Here is an 18,405-nt window from a genome sequence, read left to right as displayed (position 1 = left end):
CTAGCGGTCGGACACGGCGGACCAGCGCAAGTCCAGGGTGAGCGGGTGCTCCGGACGAGGCGTGAGATGACGCAGTGCCGTCGGGTACGGCAGGTGACCCTCGGTCGTGAAACGTTGCGCTCGGCGCGCCGCCGCCTCGAACGCGGTGAGTGGCGGTGTGTCGTAGGCGCGTCCCTGAGGATGCCACACGTGGTACTGGCACGCGCCGAGGGAGCGCCGACCCCAAGTGTCGATCACGTCGAAGCGCAGAGGATGGTGTACCGGGATGTTCGGTTGCAGGCAGTTCGGAGGCTGCCATGCGCGGAATCTCACCCCAGCCACACCCTCGCCAACGGTACCGCTCGGAAACAACGGGAGCTCGATGCCGTTCACCGCGACCACGTGGCGACCTTCGACTAGCCCCTGCAGCTTGACCTCCACACGCTCGAGCGAGGAGTCCACGTAGCGAGCGACCACCGATCCTGCCGGCTGTTCGCCGAGTGTTGGCCATGGCTCGAGCGCCGTGCGTAGCTCGAGCACCGTGTCTCCCAGCTGCAAGCGGCCGACGCTCGGGCAGCGGAAGTCCAGGAACGGGCGGTACCACTCGGGATCCATCGCGATGCCGTGGCGTGCGAGATCGAAGCAGATGTCACGGAAGTCGTTCCAGATGAAATGGGGCAACATGAAGCGGTCGTGAATAGCCGTGCCCCACGGAACCAATTTTTCGCGGTAGGGAGCCTGGCCAAAGCGCGCAATCAGCGACCGCATCAGGAGCGCCTGCGCAGCAGCCATGCGCTCGTGAGGCGGCATTTCGAATGCCCGGAACTCGACCAAGCCTTGGCGCCCGGCGGGACCGCCTGGATCGAATAGCTTGTCGATCGAAACCTCGGTCCTGTGCGGGTTTCCGCTGACGTCGACCAGCAGGTTGCGCAACAGGCGGTCCACGGTCCAGGGGAACTCCGACGCAGATAGCGGCATCTGTTCCAGGGCCATCTCGAGTTCGTGCAGCGAATCGAGCCGGGCTTCGTCTAGGCGGGGTGCTTGGGAGGTGGGTCCGACGAAGAGCCCCGTGAACAGGAACGACAACGAAGGGTGGTTCTGCAGGTAGCGCAACAGGCTCGCGAGCAGCTGCGGTTGCTTCAGGAAGGGGCTCTCCAGGGCGCTTGGACCGCCCAGGGTGATGTGATTGCCGCCGCCGCTCCCCGCTTCACGCCCATCGAGCTGGTACTTCTCCATGCACAGCCCCGAGTGGTTTGCGGCTTCCGTGATGGTGTCCATGAACGCGCCGTATTCGGCGAAGCTCCTCGCGACAGGGAGGTTCACTTCGATGACGCCCGGGTCCGGCGTGACCAGACAAGACTCGATGCGAGGATCACTTGGCGGCGGATAGCCCTCGACTCGCACCCTGACATCGCACTCCGCCGCCGCGAGCTCTACAGCCCGCACCAGCTCGAGGAAGTCTTCGCAGGTCGGCACCGGCGGCAGGAAGACGTGCATCACGTTCTCGCGCGGCTCGACACAGACTGCCGTGCGGATCCCGGTGCGCGGATCGCCGATGCGTTGTTCGGCGCCGATATGGCGCTCTCCCACGTGTGCATCGCGGAGCAGCGGGCGAGGCTCTAGCTGTCTGTCCCGCGTCACTTCGGTGCGGTCTGGATCGACGATGGGGGGCGGCTCGCCGCCGATGCGATCCAGCGGAAGCCGGAGTCCCATGGGGCTGTCACCCGGGATCAGGAATAGGTGGCCGCGGCGGAAGCTCCAGCTCCCCGTGCGCCAAGCACCGTTGAAGCGAGCGAGCGGTGCGGCGAAGCCTACCTCGCGCTTGAGGCCGTGCCCCAGCACCCGCGCCAAACGTCTGCGCTCTTCAGGGTCGTCGAGGTCTGCCTTCAGCGGATCGACGTCGAGAGGCAGGTTCTCTTCTTGTTGAATGAAGTGCCAAGGATCTTCAAACCCCGCCATCGGAGTCATCTGCAAATCCAAGTGAGAGCCGATCAACGCGAGCAGACGGGCGGCGCGGCCGAGCTGCTCATCGCTGATGCGATCTTTGCTACCGCCCTCGAACGACAGTCGCTCCGGGTTCTGCCAAATCGCCTCGCCGTCTCGACGCCACATGAGGTGTAGCGCCCAGCGGGGAAGCGATTCCCCGGGGTACTGCTTCCCCATGCGGTACTGTACCAAGCCTCCCACACCGAAGCGCTTGTGGAGCTCCTTGGCCATCACCAAGCCCTGCTGCCATTTGGTCTCTCCGAGCGCTTCGGTATTCCACTCGGGAAGCTTCGGGTGGAGCCGTGAAGTGAACGTGGGCTCGCCGCCCGTGGTCAAATCGATGCCTTGGGCGCGCAGCGCCTCGTCGACGCTCGCGCCGGTGGCGGTCAGCTGGTCCCACTGCTCGTCGGTGTACGGCTTGCGCGGGCGTGGTTCGTGGCCAAGCCGAATCACCTCCATGTGGTGTTCGAAGCCGCGCGCCTCTTGCTCTGCGGTGCCGGTGACTGGAGCGGCGAGCTCGGGGTTTACGGTGCAGGCCAATGGGATGTGACCTTCGCCGCACAACAAACCACTGGTGCCGTCCAGGCCAATCCATCCACCGCCGGGGACATACACCTCGGCCCACGCATGCAGATCCGCGACGTCGCTGCTCACCCCCTTCGCGAGATCCGGGATGTTGCCTTCATCCGCCAGCTGGATCAGGTAGCCGCTGACGAAGCGCGCTGCGAGTCCGTTGGCGCGCAACACATCGACCAAGAGCTGGGCGCTATCCCGGCAGCTCCCGGAGTTCTTGGTGAGCGTCTCCTCAGAGGTCTGCAAGCCTGGATCCATGCGGATCAGGTACTGCACGCGCTGGGCAACCCGCATGTTGAGCGCGACCAACCAGTCGATGAAGTTGCCCTCGGCGGGTTGCTCCTTGACGAAGGCGTCCAACAGATTTCCGCGCGGAGAAGCTAGGAACGGTGCGAGCTCCTCTGCCAAACCATCTGGGTACGCAAAGGGCAGGTTCTCACAGCGATCGTCGACGAAGAAATCGAACGGATTGACCGGGCGGATATCCAGAGCGAGATCGACGTCGATCTCCAGCTGCTCGATGCGCTGCTCCTTCAAAAACGAGAGCCGCGCGATGCGATTGCCCCACGGGTCCTGTTGCCAGCGCACCCCTGGTTCGGGCTCGAGGCGCAGGTTGTAGCTCTCGACCGTGGCCCGGGTGTGGGCTGCCGGCCGCAGCCGCACGATGTGGGGCCCTAGCGCAACGGGACTTCCGTACTGGTACTTGGTTTGATGACGCAGCAAAACTCGCATGAGACCCCGCGGTGGTAACTCAGAGCAGGGGCGACTACTAGGGGGGTCGCGGGCCTAGATCCCCCCGTGCCAGAGCGGCGCTGGGCTGCGTTACGACGCTGTTTTGCTGTGTGGCGCGGATGTTTCGCGTACAAGACGAGTCATGAGTCAGCTGCTCGGCATGAGTTTCGACGGCGTCGCGTCGCCTTCCATCCGCCTCAGCGGTTGGGCCCGCCACGATGCAGCGGTGCAGCCCTCGGGGTGGGGTTTCGCTTGGTACCCAGCGGGGGACTACGCCGCTGCGGTGATCAAGGACCCGATCGCAACCGGGGAGACCGCGATGACGGAGCTGCTGCGGGACTGGGATCGCTTTCGCGCGGCGACGTTTCTGTGTCACTTGCGCGGTGCGGCGAAGCGGGTGGCTCAGGAGGACACGCTGCCCTTCAGCAGGAGCTTTGGCGGACGTGACTGGGTCTTCGCCCACACCGGAGACTTCGATCCGGTGAAGCTCGCTGCGCTCGAGCTTCCAGCGGTGTTCGCACCCGTCGGACACACGAACTCCGAGCGAGTCTTTTGTTGGCTCCTCAATCGAGTCGATCAGCTCGGCGCGCGTCGTCTCGCGGACGTGGGTTGGGAAAAGCTCCACGAGCTCTTGAGCGAACTCAACGGCTTCGGAACAGCGAACCTGCTGCTCAGCGATGGTGAAGACTTGATCGCCTACCGCGATGCTCGGGGCTTTGGCGAGTTGAGCGCGGGGCGTCGAGTGCCCCCGAGCGTGGGTCAAGCTTCGTGGAGCAATCGCTTCCTGGAGCTCGGTCTCGAGCCGGGGGAGGGGGCGAACCGCAGCTTGGTGTTGGTCGCAACCACGCCCCTCGAAGGGCTGGACTTCGTGGGCCTGACGCCGGGCACCACCTTGGTTTCCCGACGGGGCGCGGTGATTTGGTCGAGTGATCCTCAGCTGGTTGGCTGGGTGAACGGAAACGCGCCGCCCCCCGCCCTCGCAGCCCAAGGAGTGATGAGCGCACCTCCCGGGCCCAGCTTGGCGCCAACCGCTCCCTCGCGGGTCCTCTGGGTGCGTCACGAAACGATCTATCGCTATGCGTCGCCTGTCGAACGCTCCACTCACGTCTTTCGCCTCGAGCCGGTGCACGACTCGCGCCAGAGGCTCCTGGAGTACGACTTGGAAATATTTCCCCAGGGAAAATTTCGTCGCTACGAAGATGTGTTTGGAAACGTGGTCGTTGGAGTGGACTTCGAGCATCCTTACTCCGAGCTCCGACTCGTCTCGAAGGCGAAGATCGAGCTCGCGCGTGAGCCCGATCTGTGGGCCCCTTCGCGCCGTGCGTCCATTCCGCTGGTTTGGATGCCGTGGCAGCGCCAGATGATGGTGCCCTATCTGCTGCCTGCGGAGCTGCCCGAGGTGCAGCTGCGAGAGCTATCAGAGTTCGCGATGAGCTTTGCCGAGCGTCAGGACTACGACCTGGACGAGACGCTGCGGGACATGAACCAGACCATCTATCGCGACTTTCGCTACGCGTCGGGTTCGACGACGTTGGCCACCACGCCCTGGGACGTCTACCGATCCCGACAAGGAGTGTGCCAGGATTTCGCGAACCTCTTCATCTGCCTGGCCCGGCTGCTGAACATCCCGGCCCGTTACCGTGTGGGATACATCTATACAGGCGGCGACTACGAGAACAAGCAGCAGTCCGACGCTTCTCACGCCTGGGCGGAGCTGTATTTGCCGTACGTAGGCTGGCGCGGCTTCGACCCGACCAACGGTTGCATCGCGAACCTGGACCACATCCGGGTTGCGTGTGGGCGTAATTATCAGGACGCCACCCCCACTTCCGGCACTTTGCTGCGGGGGGGGGGAGGGGAGAGCCTGACCGTCGGTGTACAAGTCGACGCGGAGCAGTTGCAGATGCAGTTCATGAGTACGCAATCAGGCATGCAGTCGCAGGGGATGTAGCGAGCAGGAACGGCGGCCGTACTGCAGCGGAACCGCCAGGAGCGTCGAGGTCACGGCTTGTGACCGAACCATGACTGAAGCGTCCGTCCCCCGACACTAAGACCATCAGGTTCTCCCTCCCTTCCACCGACGATGACCGCAACACTCGCAGCCACCGCCGCTCCTCACGTCATCGAGCTCTACGAGACTCTGCGTGAGCTCGACCCAGTCCGATTCCGCCGCGAGATGGCCGAGCGCCTCAGCGCGAAACTGGTCAGCCTAGGCGACGAACTGGAGCGTATTGGGGAAGCCGTCGTGAACGAGTCCGTGAACCCCATGGACGCGTCGGAGATCCGCTTCGGGCTAGAAGCAGGGACGGCGGAAGCCGAGTCCGAACTCAGGGTGCGCATCGCCCAGCTCGCCGTGACGTTGAAGTCGCTCAGCGACCGCGGTGAGATTTCCCGAGAGCGCTGGGGCGAGCTGCGCGCCAGTCTGCTTCCTGCATACGAAGCGCTGGCTCGCGTGCTGCGCTTGCACGCGGTGCACGTGCCGAGTCTCAGGCCGACCAACTGGCATCGCTCAGTTTTCCATACGGGTTCAGGGCTCGCGGCATTGGCTTGCGCGGTGTGGCTCACCGATTGGGTTCCCTACCTGGCGTCAGCGTTCTTCATGAGCGCGTTCGTGATGGAGACCATGCGGCGGGTCAGCCCCCGCGCGAACCGTCTCTTGATGGGCCTGTTCAGCCGAGTGGCACACCCCCACGAGGCGCATCGCATCAACAGCGCGACCTGGTACGCCACCGCGTTGGTGCTCCTCGCGTTCTTCGCGCAGCCCTGGATGTGCGCGATCGCGGTCACGGTGTTGGCCTTCGCCGATCCTGCCGCGGGTCTCGTCGGAAGGCGCATCGGCCGCATCCGCTTGGTCCACGGGCGCTCCCTCGAAGGTTCTCTCACCTTCGTGGTGTTCGGGGCCCTCAGCGCCTGGGCGGTACTCGCCATCTTCTATCCAGGGACACCCCACGCGCTCCGCATCGCTCTCGGCTCTGCCGTCTGCGGAGGACTCGCGGAGTTGTTCTCGCGTCGCCTGGACGACAACCTGACGGTGCCTCTCGCGGCTGCCTTTGGCGCCTGGCTGATGGCTTAGGTGGGGAGTCTCGGCCGACTGCGATTTAGGCTCGAGTGTTTGCTCGGGCAGTCTGTCGCCTGATCTTGCCGCACGGAATCGGATCTGCGATCGCTGTACATCCCACGTTCCGGCGCGTAGGGTGCGACGTATGGCGCACATCGCATTCATTGGTACCGGGTTGATTGGTGGTGGCTTGATTGCCGCGGCGGCCGAACGAGGCGAGACGCTTCGCGTCTTCAATCGCACTCGCTCGAAGGCGGAGGCCCTCGCCGGCCCGCAGGTGAGCGTGAGCGATAGCGTCCAGGCTGCTGTCGACGGGGCCACTCGAGTGCATGTGGTGATGAGCGACGACTCGGCGGTGGACGCTTGCCTCGAGCCCGCACTGGAGGCGCTACGGGGCAAGCTGCTGATTGACCATACGACCGCGTCACCCGCGGGTACGGCAAAGCGCGCGGCCCGCTTGGCGGAGCTGGGCGTTCGCTACCTTCACGCGCCGGTGTTCATGTCGCCCGCCATGTGCCGTCAGGCGGGAGGCATGATGCTCGCTGCGGGGCCGCAAGCTACGTTCACCGCGGCGGAACCCGCCTTGAAGCAGATGACAGGCAAGGTGTTGTACCTGGGGGAGCGGGCAGACCTCGCTGCCGCTTACAAGCTCTTCGGAAATGCGATGATCATCGGGATCACGGGTGCGCTCGCAGACGTGCTCACCATGGCCCAGCAGCTGGGGATCGAGCCGACGGAGGCCCAGCAGCTGTTCACCCATTTCAATCCGGTGGGCACGCTCACCTACCGAGGCGCCAACATGGCGGCGGGCAAGTACGACCCGAGCTTCGAGCTGACCATGGCGCGCAAGGATGTACGGCTGATGCAAGAGACAGCCGGGGACGCCACGCTCTGCGTGTTGCCAGGCATTGCTGAGCGTATGGAGTCGCTGATCCAGGCTGGGCACGGCGCGCTGGACTTGGCTGCGTTGAGCATCGAAGCCGTTCCGCCGAAGGCTTGAAGCTGCATCGAAAACCAGACTTGCCAGTGACGAACATCGCACCGACTCGCTGTCCGTTGAACTGATCCGCGTCGAGCGCTAGCTTTGCCCGATGCAGGTTCGGCTTTCGCTTTGGGTCACCGTCGGTGCCTTGGTTCTCGCGGGCTGTGGAGACGATCCGTCAACGGACGGTGGTAACGCCGGCAGCGCTGGCGTTAGCGGTTCCGCAGGGCAATCAGCTGGCGGTGTGGGTGGCGTAGCCGGCGCCGGAGGAAGTTCAGCTGGCTCTGGAGGGGCAGCCGGGGGGAACTCAGCTGGCAGTGGAGGCAGCGGCGCAGCGGCCGGGAGCGGCGGCAGCTCAGGCGCGGCGAGCGGAGGCACCGCGGGATCGACCGGTGGAACCGGAGGAACCGGGGACGTGCCCCTGCCTGGGTTCGGCACCATCAGCGGAGACTGCGGCCCCATCGACTCCGAGGAGATCCTCTCCCCCGATCCCTTCTCCTTCGAGACCCACCTTGACTTTGGAATGGACGCCTTCAGCTACGATCTGCTCAGCACAGGCGGGAAGTACGTCTACGACGCTGGCAACCTGGGCGGCAACTCACTCTACTCGGAAGTGTTCAGCTACGAGGTGCTCTACCGCTGCGAGCTTGCGACGCTGCTCAAAACCGAGACTGAAATCGTCTATCAGGACCCTGGCGGGAAGAAGACGGACATCCTGGTGGAGATCGACGGCTACAAGGTTGGTGTCAGCGTGACCCGCGCCTTCGCATTTCCGGCGGGAAGCACGTATAGCGAGGCGGACGCGCTGAGCCTGTTGCAAAAGAAGCTTGGTGACATCCCGCTCTCCAGCGCGAACGCCGCTCCGGCCGATCACTGGCAGAAGCAAATCCTGCACATCCTCGCGTACAACGACCAGCACAGGGACGCAGTGTTTCAGGCGTACTCCACGCTGGACTCCACCTACAAGGCAGACACGCTGGTCTACGTCACTGTGACTGACGGCGCCGACGACTTCATGTACTGAAGCGCGGCTCTTGCCCGCCCGCGTCGCTAGATGAAGACGATCTGCGCGCCGACCGTCTTCTCGTAGAAGTCCGTGGCTGTGATCACGTCTTCGACTTGAGGGATCAAGTCGTCGCGCTGGAGCTGAAACATCTTCATCGCCAGTTCACAGGCGTACAGCCGACAACCGGCGTCGCTCAGCATCTCGAGCATCTCGCGAGCGCCGGGTAGCTCGAGCTCGTCCATCTTCTTCTTCATCATGTTCGCGGCTAGGCGCTCCATGCCCGGAAGACCTGCGACCATGGTGGGCATCGGGCTCGATGGATTGCCGGTCATGTTGACGTGCAGGTGATCGACCTTCTTCTCTGTCACCACGTCCAAACCATAGAACGTGAAGAAGATAGTCGCCTCGATACCCGACGCGCGGGCGGCGTTTGCCAGGATGAGGGCTGGGTAGGCTTCGTCGAGCCCGCCCTTGGCGCAAATCAGCGCGATTTTTCTGTCTTCTTGCGGGTAGGGCATGATTGCCTCCAGAGGGTGCTTGGGCCGCGTCATTCGCGGCGATCGCAGTTCAGATGCAGCCGACGGGTTTCGGAATGCCAGCGACACGGGCGACCGTCATGCCTGGTGCCCTGGGGAATAGCGCATAGAGTTCCTTGGTCGGAACACCGGAGCCCATGGTGATCCGCCTGATGTTCGGCGACTGACCCTGGCTGAGGAAGTCATTGCGCGCCCAGTTGATGGCTTGCCAGTGGCGCTCGCTCAGCTCCGTGAGGCCCTCAGCGCTTGCGATTGCTGTCGCCAGCTCTGGTGTCCACTGATTTGGATCCGCTAGGAAACCATTGCTGTCGAAGGCGACGCCGTCGATCTGCATTGTTCGCGGGGCAACGACCGGTGGAACCGGCGCTCGCTCCGCCGACTTGGGTGCTGCTCGCACTTCCGCGGCGGGCCTAGCTGGAGCGCTCGCGCGAGTCGGCTTGGGACGTCGTTCGTTGTTTTCCGCGTCAGAAAGCCGTTTCACTCCGCGGCCGACCTGCCGGAGCACCCCGAGTAGGACGGCCATGCCTTGGCGCACGTCGTCGTCGCGACTCGCGCGCATCATCCCGAACACCCCGGTTGGCTCAAGCTGCTCTGATTGCTGCACCACGTCGCTAGCGTCGTTGAGGATCTCCAGCACTTCTGGTTGAGTGAGGTTCCTCACGGTATCCATGATGCGGACGATGTTGTCGCCAAGGGCTCGCACGTCGTCTTCGGAGTAGGCCTGAACGACGCGGTCAAGAGCGCGCAGTCCCTCCCTTGCGAAGGTGAAGTAGCCCCGTTCCTCCAGGTCCGCGAGGCGTTCGGTTCCGCCTTTCATGACCTCTTTGAGAATGGGCTTCATCTCCTCTAGCAGCTCGTCGCGCTCACGCTGACGGTCAGCGAGCACCTGCATCTGATGACTCAGAGTGCTGAGCCGAAGGTTGATCTGTTCGAGTTGTGCCGAGATGTTCTGCATGGCTTCAGCTCCACTTCCCTGCCATCAGCATGCGGTGGTCCAAGGGTAGCTCTTCACCCGCGAGCAGCAGGTTCCAGTAGACCCATTTGAAACCCAGCTTGCCCCAGTGATTGACCCGGCTCTCGCGCAGCAAATCGAAGGGCCCAACCCCAGGCAACGGGAACTTGCCTGGCAGTGGTTCCGTTTCGTAGTTGAAGTCGATCAAGATCCCTCTGCCACTTCCGGTCTCGATGAAGCAGTTGGCGTGACCATCGAAGTCGGGCAGCGGAGACTGACCGCGGATGTCCCGCAAGATGTTCTCGAGCAGAACTTCCGCCTGGAAATGCGCGACGCTGCCCGCTTTGGATGTCGGCAGATCCGTCGCGTCACCGATTGCAAACACCCCGGGTGCCACTCGTGATGCCAACGTGTGCTTGTCCGTCTTGACAAAGCCGCTCTCGTCCGCGAGCCCTGACTGGAGCATGACATCGCTGCCATTGTGCAGCGGGATGCTCACCAACAAGTCGTAGTCGAGCTTGCGCCCGTCGTAGCTGTGTAGCTCGCGCTTCGCCCCATCGACCGATGAAGTAGCGAAGCTAGTTTCAAGGTGGATTTGCCGTTCTTGCAGCATGCCGCCCAACAGCGCCGATGCCCGCGGTTTGGTGAACGCGCCGTCCAAAGGCGTGACGAAGTGCAGCTCGACTGCGTCACGTACGTTCTTCTGTTTGAAGTAGGCGTCCGCCAGAAAGGCGAACTCGAGGGGCGCGACCGGACACTTGATTGGCATGTCCACGACGTTGATGAGCACGCGGCCTTCTTCGAAGCCATCGAGCTTGTCCGCCAGGGCCAGGGCGCCTTCCAGAGAGTAGAAGTCAAACGCGCTCTCACGCCAGCCGGACCCGGTGAGTCCTTCCGTTGACTCGGGACTCAACTTGGCGCCGGTCGCGACGACCAGGATGTCGTACGAGAGGCTGGTCCCGTCGCCTAGCTTCACCTGCCTGCGTTCGACGTCCAGTGCCCCGATCCCGCTCAGGTTGAGGTGCACTCTGGACTGCACGAAGCGCTTCCGTGGACGAATGATTTCCTCCCGGCGATAGCTCCGGAACGGAATGAACAGCAGCCCTGGTTGGTAGACGTGCAGGTCGTCGCGGTCGACCAAGTGGATGTTCCACTCCGCACCGAGACGCTGGGCGAGTTTGTTGCCGAGCATTGTGCCGGCTGTACCTGCGCCTAGGATCACGAGGTTCTTCATCGGGCGTCCCTCGTGCAAGCGATGCGCCAAGGGTCGCCGCGAGTTTTTCGAAGCTCCAGCGAGCGTTCCGCGAATCTTCTGCGTATGCCGGCTGTACGGGCGAAGAAACTAAGGCGCCGCTACTGCTCGAGAGATGTGCCGCCGGGTGACGCATGTTCCCGGTGCTCGCGCACCGATGCGTTGCGAGCGCGGAACCTTCCGTCGCCGTCGACGTCGACGAAGATGGGGTTACTGAAGGCCAACGGCTTCGCGTCGATTCTGGGCAAGATACTCTCGAGCGCTTGATCGCCTCGCACCAGCACCACCACCCACGAGTCCTCGATGAGCTCCAGAGGAAACTCCAGCTCGCGCTGCCCTCCACGTAGATCCTCGGGGAAGCGCTGCTCGAATACCACCGCGCCATTGATGACCAGCTGAACTCGATTCACCCCCACGAAGTCCGCCGTCGCCACGCGCACCTGGAGCCGATTCCCATCGCTCAGGTTGGCTGTATCACCGGGGCCAGCGCCGTTCAGGCGCACATCCAGGGCGGGACCATTGCTCACCCAGGCGTGACCGCCACGAAGACCTTCAGCGATGCTCGTCTCCGTCACGGGAGTACCTGTCGGGACCTTCACATAGGTCCTCGGGTACCCGGCATACTCACCCACGAGCCTGTGGGAGTCCGAGTTTCCAACGGCGGTGAATCGCCAGCCGTTCTGGAGCAGGCCGTACCAGCTATCCAGGCATTGCTGAACCGCGCCCGGGTTCCCGAGGTCAAAGCCATTGAAGACCTCGATGGTGTCGAAGTCGTAGCTGAAGCCAGCTGCCGCGTCGCCCGTTTTCAGGTCTAGCTTGGCCTGATTGAAGTAGCCGATGTCGCCCATGCGCGGGTGGTTGACCTGCAGAACAGCACCGGGCTGGTCTCGGCGAACCTGACCGAAGATCTCCTCCGGCTTGCGATCTTTGACGGTCGGCGCTTCAGATATACCGTAGGGAAACGCGTTGAAGTGGCCCCAGCCCCGTGTGGTGATCTCGACACCCTTCGTGGTTCCAAGATCGGCTTCAGGCGCGAGCGCTGCAAGCGCCGGAGCGTAGTCAGTCACGACGTTGTGGTCGGTTGCGGCAGCAAAGCGAATTCCGTCGGACAGTAGCGAGGTGAGCCGATCCTCCAAACTGACTTCAGAGTCGAAGCTGGGCGCTTGGTGTAGATGAAAATCCGACGCCACCCAGCCGCTCACGTCGAGCTGGCGACGGAGCGTGGCACGGACCACCGCTCCCTGGTCGGCCTTCACGCTGACGACTTGTTGGAATAGCCCGTACTCAGGGCCATGTGTCGCCGTGACTTCGTACTCTCCAGGAGCGAGCGCGATCTTCTCGCTCCCGTGCAGCGTGAATAGCATCCACGCGTTCAGCTCCGACTGAGGATTCAGCACAGGATCGGGTGTCTCGCCCATTCCACGCAAAATCCAGCGCGCCGGCAGCGGCTTGCCGTCCTCCCCCAGCGCCCACAGCTCGAGCTGACCGGGAGCTGGTGGCACTAGGTTCAGCGTGCTCTCACCGCCCGCGCTGACTCTGGTCTGCAGCTCATCGGCGCCACCCGGAGACTTGCTGCGAATCTTGTAGTTACCGGGAGGAAGCGAAAGCTGCCAGCTCCCGTCCGCGTGGGCTCGGGAGGATATGACCAGCTGATTGGCGTCGTTCCGAGCTTCGAGCACTGCCCACTTCGGCGGTGGTTTCAGCGTTCCGCTGACAGCGCCCAGGGCCTCGCCAGCGAACTCCCACCCCAGGCGTGCCGCTTCCGCCAGGGAGTCCGAACCGAGGAACAAGCGATGGCGTTCTTCATGCACCTTGCCTTGCGCCAGTCGAGTCTCGGCGCCCCAACTCAGCGCCCCCAGGTGACCGACGTGTTCCGCGACAAGCTCGATCTCGGAGGGATGCTTGCTTGCGAGCACGAAGGCGCCACCCCGTGTCTGACGACCCACCCAGGGCGCGACCGTGTGTCCTTGCGTGGCGAAACCCAGACCGGGGACGAAGCTTCGTCGACCGGGCCAGTCGACACGCCACCCGAGCCGCAGCGTGCCGGGTTTCGTGCAAAGCACGCGCAAGCTCAGGTCCAAGTAGGCTGGAGCGGAAGCGTCGAGCCTTGCGTCACTCGTCAGCTCGCAGTCTCCGGAGCGCTGGATGAAGCTGAGGTGATCTTTGCCGCCATCCGTGTGGAAACGTGCAAGTCGCGCCTGATGCCGGTCGCGCTCGAGCAGCGGCATTAGATAGACTCCGTGCTGCTCTCGAGCAGGGCGTAGTCGGTAGCCAGCTTGCAACTCCCCCGCCGGGCTCGGCGCGACTCCTAGCTCGAAGCCTGCCAGCCTGACCGTTGAGACGGGCGAAGGGCTGGCTCCCGACGTGCGCGGCGGAGTGCCGGGCTGACATGCCACCCAAACAGCGACGCAGACCGGCGCAAGGCCGAACCAGGGAGCCCACTGGGCGATGCGCACCGCGTTCACCCGCGCTACTCTTGCACGAACCCGCACGGATACAAGCTTCGCCCGCTTGCGCCCTTCCATGCCCCGGAGCCCGCTTCGCCTGGCGAGCCGCGAAGAGGCTCAGCGGATACCGGGGAACATCGACTGAGCCGCTTGCCAAACGGCTACACGCGGGATCGCGCCCTCTTCGTCCACTGGATAGTTGTCGCTCTTGATCTTGAGCGAGCTAGTACCCGTCACGTCCGCGCTACCCTTGACCCGATACTTGATGCTGGGCTTGGTGACCGTTTCTGCAAGCAGCGGTGGTACCAAGAGCCACGGGATGAGCGTCGGAGCGTCGACGATCACGGTGCGGTCCGAAGGCAACCAGACGTTCGGGCTGTACTCGAGGTAGGGCATCTTATACTTGCCCTGCAGCGTCGTGTTCACCCGCACGTTGCGCACTTGGACATCGAAGCTGTTGTCGTTGTGCACGCTGAAGAACACCTGCATGGTGATCCCGACCGGAGACGCCGAACGGATCTCCGCGTGATGCAGGGTCATCTGCGGCTTTGAAACACACGCCGGCACCACCAGGGAGGCGCCGGCCCCGAGCAAGAAATCGCGTCGCTTCATCGCATCATGGAGTTGGTACGTAGCCGTCGCGTAGGAAATCCCCACGACCGGTGGCCCAAAGCAGGCAGTTCGGTGCTGAACCTGGAACACGATACACCAAGACTTGTGCCTCGTTGTCGCCTCCGTCTTTCAGACTGACGACGATTTCGAGGGTGCCGTCACCGTCTACGTCGGCGATCGTGGGCACTGGCATCGCGCCCCGCTTCGGTAGCGGCAGGTGGTGGAGCAGGTTGCCTCCGCCATCGAGAACGAACAGCTCGCTCACATTCTCCTTGGTGGAGTACGTGTTGAATACGACCTCCGGAGCGCCGTCCTGATTCAAATCCGCGACCAGGACACCGCCGGTCGCGACCTCAGCGTCGGTCGTATAGGTCATGCTCCACATCTCCTGCTGTGAGGAGTCGACGGCGTGGATGCGTCCATCGAACCCGGCGAAGATGAACTCGGGGCCAGTGCGGTTGGGATCGATGTCGGCGACGGTCACTTGATTGGTGATCGCGACGATGTTGTTTTCCCCATAGTCCCAGAGGCCGCTCAGGTAGTCGGGGAAGTGCTTCGGGGTCTCCCAGCCCGCGGGACGAGTGCCGTCATGGTTGAGCGCCCACAATGCGACGCCCTGTTCCCGGTTGTCTTGCGCCGCGTTCTGCACTGACGCCACGTAGACCAGCTCGCCTTCACCGTCGCCGTCTAGGTCCACGATCGCCGGGGCCGTGTTCGTGTGGTGCGCTTGCAGCGCGGTGGACTCGTCGTCCGCGTAGCCTTGCAGTGCCTCCGCAAAGTCGTGGAGTGCGCGCACGCCCATGAACTTGGTCTTGTTCTTGAACTCGCTGGCGCAGTCAAAGGCCCTGCCCGTGCCGTCGTGGAGAGAGTTGTAGGCGTTGTCTTGCGTGGCGAAGATATCGCTCCGGCCATCGCCGTCGACATCTCCCAAGGCGACGTTCTGGTCGTAGCCGTTGTAGACGTAGCAAGCATCATCGCATCCAGAAGCTCCGGAGGTGTTTGGGGGGAAGCCGCCCAACACCGATCCATCGGCGTTCACCGCGATCACGATGTCGCGCTGACCGTTGGACTCCAAGTTTTGCGTCGTCACGCTCACCAGCTCGAGCTGCCCGTCACCGTCGATATCGCCAGCCGCAAGGCTCCTCAGTTCCCCGCGGAACGTATAAGGGAAGCCAGGTAGTGCGGTGCCATCCGCTTGCCAGGCGTAGATCTTGTCGGCAGACGCTTGGGCGACTTCTAGGCCGGGCAGGTCGGGGCGCAGATCCGCAACGACAGGCGAGGCCCAGCAGCGGCCATCGACCTCCTGACGAAACACGACGTTCCCGTCCAGGTGCCACCCGAGCACCAAGCCGTGTCGCGCAGCGATGATCTCCGTGGTGCCATCGCCGTCGAGATCTGCGACTGCGGGCGAGGCGAGCCACGACTCGTGCCAGCGGTCTCCGAGCTCTGCGAGCAGCTCGGGCGCTGCAACCGTCGTCGAACCCGCCGCGCCGGGTGAGCACGCAGGTGCTGGCGGTTGGATGCCACCCCCAGAGCCCCCGCTAGCGCCGATGCCGCCATTGGCTCCCGAGCCGCCATTGGCTCCCGAGCCGCCATTGGCTCCCGAGCCGCCATTGGCTCCCGAGCCGCCGCCTCCGCTTCCACCACCGTCTCCGCAAGCGGCCAAGCCCCACGCACAACAAGACCCCAACGCCAACCAAGCCCAAGTTCGCATGGCTCAAGCATAGCGTGCTTTGGATTGACCGTGCGTGGGCGCCGCTTTGCGCTGATTCCCGCAGGAAAGCTGCTTGATTTTTCGTGATTGGGGGCTCCACCCCAGCGCTGTGGGCACGCGCCTACGCCTGTGTGACGCCCGCTTCCCGTGTTGACACGTGAGCGGTCGAGGTTCCGATAGAATTTCCGGAAGGAAATAAACTCGCAACGGTGGCCACCCGTAGGGAGTGCGGGTGCCTGACATCGCCCGTTCCGCCAACCGCCCGCTAGGGTTTTTGGGGGGGAGGGTGAGTCGGGGACCGCCAAGGGCAAAGCGTGGCGAGATGGGACGCGGTGGCGGAATGCCCCTGAGTACCTTGCGACCTGTGTCGCGCGATGCCGCATACTGAGCGGCTCTCCCAGGGCAAATCCCTAAGGAAAATACAATGCAGCGTGTGCGGAAAACCCAGACACAGGTTCCGCCTTCAGGAGATTGTGGGAGACGCTTCGACCCTCTACGCTGTGGGGTATGTGGAAGCGAATCGCACAGGTTATCGTTCTCTCTCCGTTGGTAGCGCTGTTCGTTGCGTGCGGCAGTGACGACCCGCCTCCTCCAGCGTCGCTCGAGTGCACCGGTGAACAATGCAACCTCGAGTGCCCGGCGGGCACACCAGATTGCCAGGCGGAATGTACCAAGGGCGCAGACTGCGACCTGGCTTGCAACGACGCCACCTGCAACCTCGACTGTGGATCCAAGAGCGACTGCACGGCCGACTGCACCCAGGTGGGCGGTTGCGACGCGAGCTGTGAAGGTCAGTCCAGCTGTGCCATCGACTGCACAGGCACGGGCGGCTGCGACCTCGGGTGTGCAGGGGGCAGCGATTGCGAGATTGCCTGCAAGGAGAACTGCGGCGGCGGCTGCACAGGCAACTCAGACTGCCACCTCAGCTGCGAGCAAGGCTGCAACGTCGGCTGCAACGGGAATGCCCGTTGCGACCTCACCTGCAAGACGAACTGTTTCGTGTGTTGTAAGGGCAGCACCGATTGTCAGTTGAACTGCACCGACGCCGAGGTCACGGCGTGCGAAGGTGACGACGGCAGCACGATCTACGTCTGTGGCCGGGAATGCCCGAGCAGCGCCGAGTGTAAGTACGACGAAGCCGCGGCGAACGACGGCACGGCGGCGGCGAACCTGTAGCGTTTGTTGCAGCTTCTACGCGCGTTCTCCGGGCGGGGTGTGTTTTGCGCACCCCGCCCGCGCCGTTTGGGACATGCTTGGATGCGCCATGGGGAAGCGAGAGCTAGACGGGATCGGGAAGGGTTGGGGGCGGTTGCTCTCTACCGGGAAAGCCGCCTCCTCCGCGGTGCGCCTGGCGGGTGCTCAAATCCTGAATGCTGCCCCAGGGAAACATGAGCAGCTCGGTGAGCTGTTGGCAGCGGAGCTCGACCAGATGAAGGGGATGGCGATGAAGGTCGGCCAAATCCTCTCGTATATGGACGGCGCCCTCCCGGAAGAGGCGCAAGGCGCGTTGCGCAAGCTCCAGGCTGGCACGCGATCGGTGCGCTTCGAGGTGATGCAGGCAGCGATCGAGGGATCCTTGGGGGGAACCCTGGAAGAGCTATTCGACAGTTTCGAACCGGAGCCGATTGCTTCGGCTTCGGTGGGCCAGGTGTACCGTGCGCGCTTCGCTGGCCGAGACGTGGCCGTGAAGGTTCAGTACCCGGGGATCCGTGACACCATCCACGCGGACTTTTCACGCTTCGAGGGCTTCAGTCGCATCGCGAGTTTGGCTTCGGCTGTGGACGGTCCCGCGATTGTCAGCGAGCTGCGCGAGCGCTTCGAAGAAGAGTGCGACTACCGGCGGGAGGCCGAGTGGCAAAACTGGTTCAGGCAGCGCTTCGCCGCGCAGGCTGGGGTCTACGTGCCTGAAGCGATTGGCGAGCGCAGCTCGGAGACGGTGCTCACCAGTGAGTGGGCTCCAGGCAGCGACTTCTACCAGTTCGCAGCCGAAGCAGATGCCGCGAGGAAACAGTTGGCGGCTCGCACATTGCTGATCTTTGCTTTGCGGTCACTGTTTGAGCTCGGTTGTCTGAACGCCGATCCTCACCCCGGAAATTACCTCTTCCCGAAGACCGACCGGGCTGATCAGGCGGTGGTGTTTCTCGACTACGGTTGCGTGCGGCGTCTCGACCCAGACTTCGTCCGTCACGAGCGACGGCTCTTCGAGTTGGTGTTGGAGAACCGGCGCAGCGACTTCGAGGACGCAATGCTGGCGACTGGAATGATCGCCAAGCCGAAGCGCTTCGACTTCGATTTTCATTGGCAGCTGATGTGTCATCAATGGGCACCCTATTGCGGCGACCACTTCGAGTTCACTTCCGAGTATATCCGTGCAGGTGCGCAATATACGGGGCCTAGCAACCCGAACTTGCGGCTGCTCGCGTTCCCTCCTCAGTGGATTTGGGTCCAGCGCCTGGTCTGGGGACTCCACTCAGTGCTTACCCGCCTGGGTGCTCGAGGTAACTTCGGTGAGCTCGCCCGCGGCGTGCTCGGCCAGCGCGAGTCAGCGAGTCAGCAGAGCCTCACACCTTGAACGC

13 protein-coding genes are annotated in these 18,405 nt (G+C 63.6%); 6 read left to right on the top strand and 7 right to left on the bottom strand.

From position 1 onward, the window contains the following. Positions 1 to 3,270 carry a transglutaminase family protein gene (locus H6718_35070; GenBank protein ID MCB9590682.1) on the bottom strand — a complete coding sequence of 1,090 codons (3,270 nt, stop codon included), beginning with the start codon at positions 3,268 to 3,270 and terminating at the stop codon, positions 1 to 3. A 142-nt stretch (positions 3,271 to 3,412) separates the two neighbouring features. On the opposite strand from H6718_35070, the gene H6718_35065 reads away from it, so the two are divergent. The 4 genes from H6718_35065 (at position 3,413) to H6718_35050 (ending at position 8,334) form a co-directional block, all read left to right on the top strand. After that, positions 3,413 to 5,221, top strand: a complete 1,809-nt coding sequence (locus H6718_35065; protein ID MCB9590681.1) for a class II glutamine amidotransferase — start codon at positions 3,413 to 3,415, stop codon at positions 5,219 to 5,221. A gap of 132 nt (positions 5,222 to 5,353) precedes the next feature. Further along, the gene (locus tag H6718_35060; protein MCB9590680.1) at positions 5,354 to 6,343 is read left to right on the top strand and encodes a hypothetical protein; all 990 of its coding nucleotides are present in this window, start codon (positions 5,354 to 5,356) and stop codon (positions 6,341 to 6,343) included. Between the two features lie 130 nt (positions 6,344 to 6,473). After that, on the top strand, positions 6,474 to 7,328 hold the full coding sequence (locus H6718_35055) for an NAD(P)-dependent oxidoreductase (protein MCB9590679.1): 855 nt from the start codon (positions 6,474 to 6,476) through the stop codon (positions 7,326 to 7,328). Between the two features lie 91 nt (positions 7,329 to 7,419). Continuing rightward, positions 7,420 to 8,334: a hypothetical protein gene (locus H6718_35050; GenBank protein MCB9590678.1), complete on the top strand. Its 915-nt coding sequence runs from the start codon at positions 7,420 to 7,422 to the stop codon at positions 8,332 to 8,334. A 26-nt stretch (positions 8,335 to 8,360) separates the two neighbouring features. Here the strand turns inward: H6718_35050 and H6718_35045 are convergent, their stop codons facing one another. The 6 genes from H6718_35045 to H6718_35020 form a co-directional block, all read right to left on the bottom strand. Further along, a complete protein-coding gene (locus tag H6718_35045) occupies positions 8,361 to 8,834 on the bottom strand; it encodes a DsrE/DsrF/DrsH-like family protein (GenBank protein MCB9590677.1) in 474 nt (157 codons plus the stop codon). A 49-nt stretch (positions 8,835 to 8,883) separates the two neighbouring features. Beyond that, the gene (locus tag H6718_35040; protein ID MCB9590676.1) at positions 8,884 to 9,807 is read right to left on the bottom strand and encodes a TusE/DsrC/DsvC family sulfur relay protein; all 924 of its coding nucleotides are present in this window, start codon (positions 9,805 to 9,807) and stop codon (positions 8,884 to 8,886) included. Positions 9,808 to 9,811: 4 nt separating this feature from the next. Next, positions 9,812 to 11,038, bottom strand: a complete 1,227-nt coding sequence (locus tag H6718_35035) for an NAD(P)/FAD-dependent oxidoreductase (protein MCB9590675.1) — start codon at positions 11,036 to 11,038, stop codon at positions 9,812 to 9,814. Positions 11,039 to 11,157: 119 nt separating this feature from the next. Continuing rightward, a complete protein-coding gene (locus tag H6718_35030) occupies positions 11,158 to 13,548 on the bottom strand; it encodes a CehA/McbA family metallohydrolase (protein MCB9590674.1) in 2,391 nt (796 codons plus the stop codon). Between the two features lie 72 nt (positions 13,549 to 13,620). Next, on the bottom strand, positions 13,621 to 14,115 hold the full coding sequence (locus tag H6718_35025; GenBank protein MCB9590673.1) for a hypothetical protein: 495 nt from the start codon (positions 14,113 to 14,115) through the stop codon (positions 13,621 to 13,623). A 4-nt stretch (positions 14,116 to 14,119) separates the two neighbouring features. After that, complete coding sequence (locus H6718_35020) at positions 14,120 to 15,829, bottom strand: VCBS repeat-containing protein (protein ID MCB9590672.1); 1,710 nt, start codon at positions 15,827 to 15,829, stop codon at positions 14,120 to 14,122. Between the two features lie 507 nt (positions 15,830 to 16,336). Here H6718_35020 and H6718_35015 point away from each other — a divergent pair. Next, complete coding sequence (locus H6718_35015; protein MCB9590671.1) at positions 16,337 to 17,005, top strand: hypothetical protein; 669 nt, start codon at positions 16,337 to 16,339, stop codon at positions 17,003 to 17,005. Between the two features lie 88 nt (positions 17,006 to 17,093). Further along, positions 17,094 to 18,401 (top strand): AarF/ABC1/UbiB kinase family protein, encoded by a 1,308-nt coding sequence (locus H6718_35010; protein ID MCB9590670.1) that lies wholly within the window; start codon positions 17,094 to 17,096, stop codon positions 18,399 to 18,401. Positions 18,402 to 18,405: the final 4 nt, after the last annotated feature.

This window comes from Polyangiaceae bacterium (assembly GCA_020633205.1).
Classification (GTDB): domain Bacteria; phylum Myxococcota_A; class Polyangia; order Polyangiales; family Polyangiaceae; genus JAHBVY01.
Note: the sequence above shows the minus strand (reverse complement) of the source record. Positions and strands in the feature narration are given on the sequence as shown.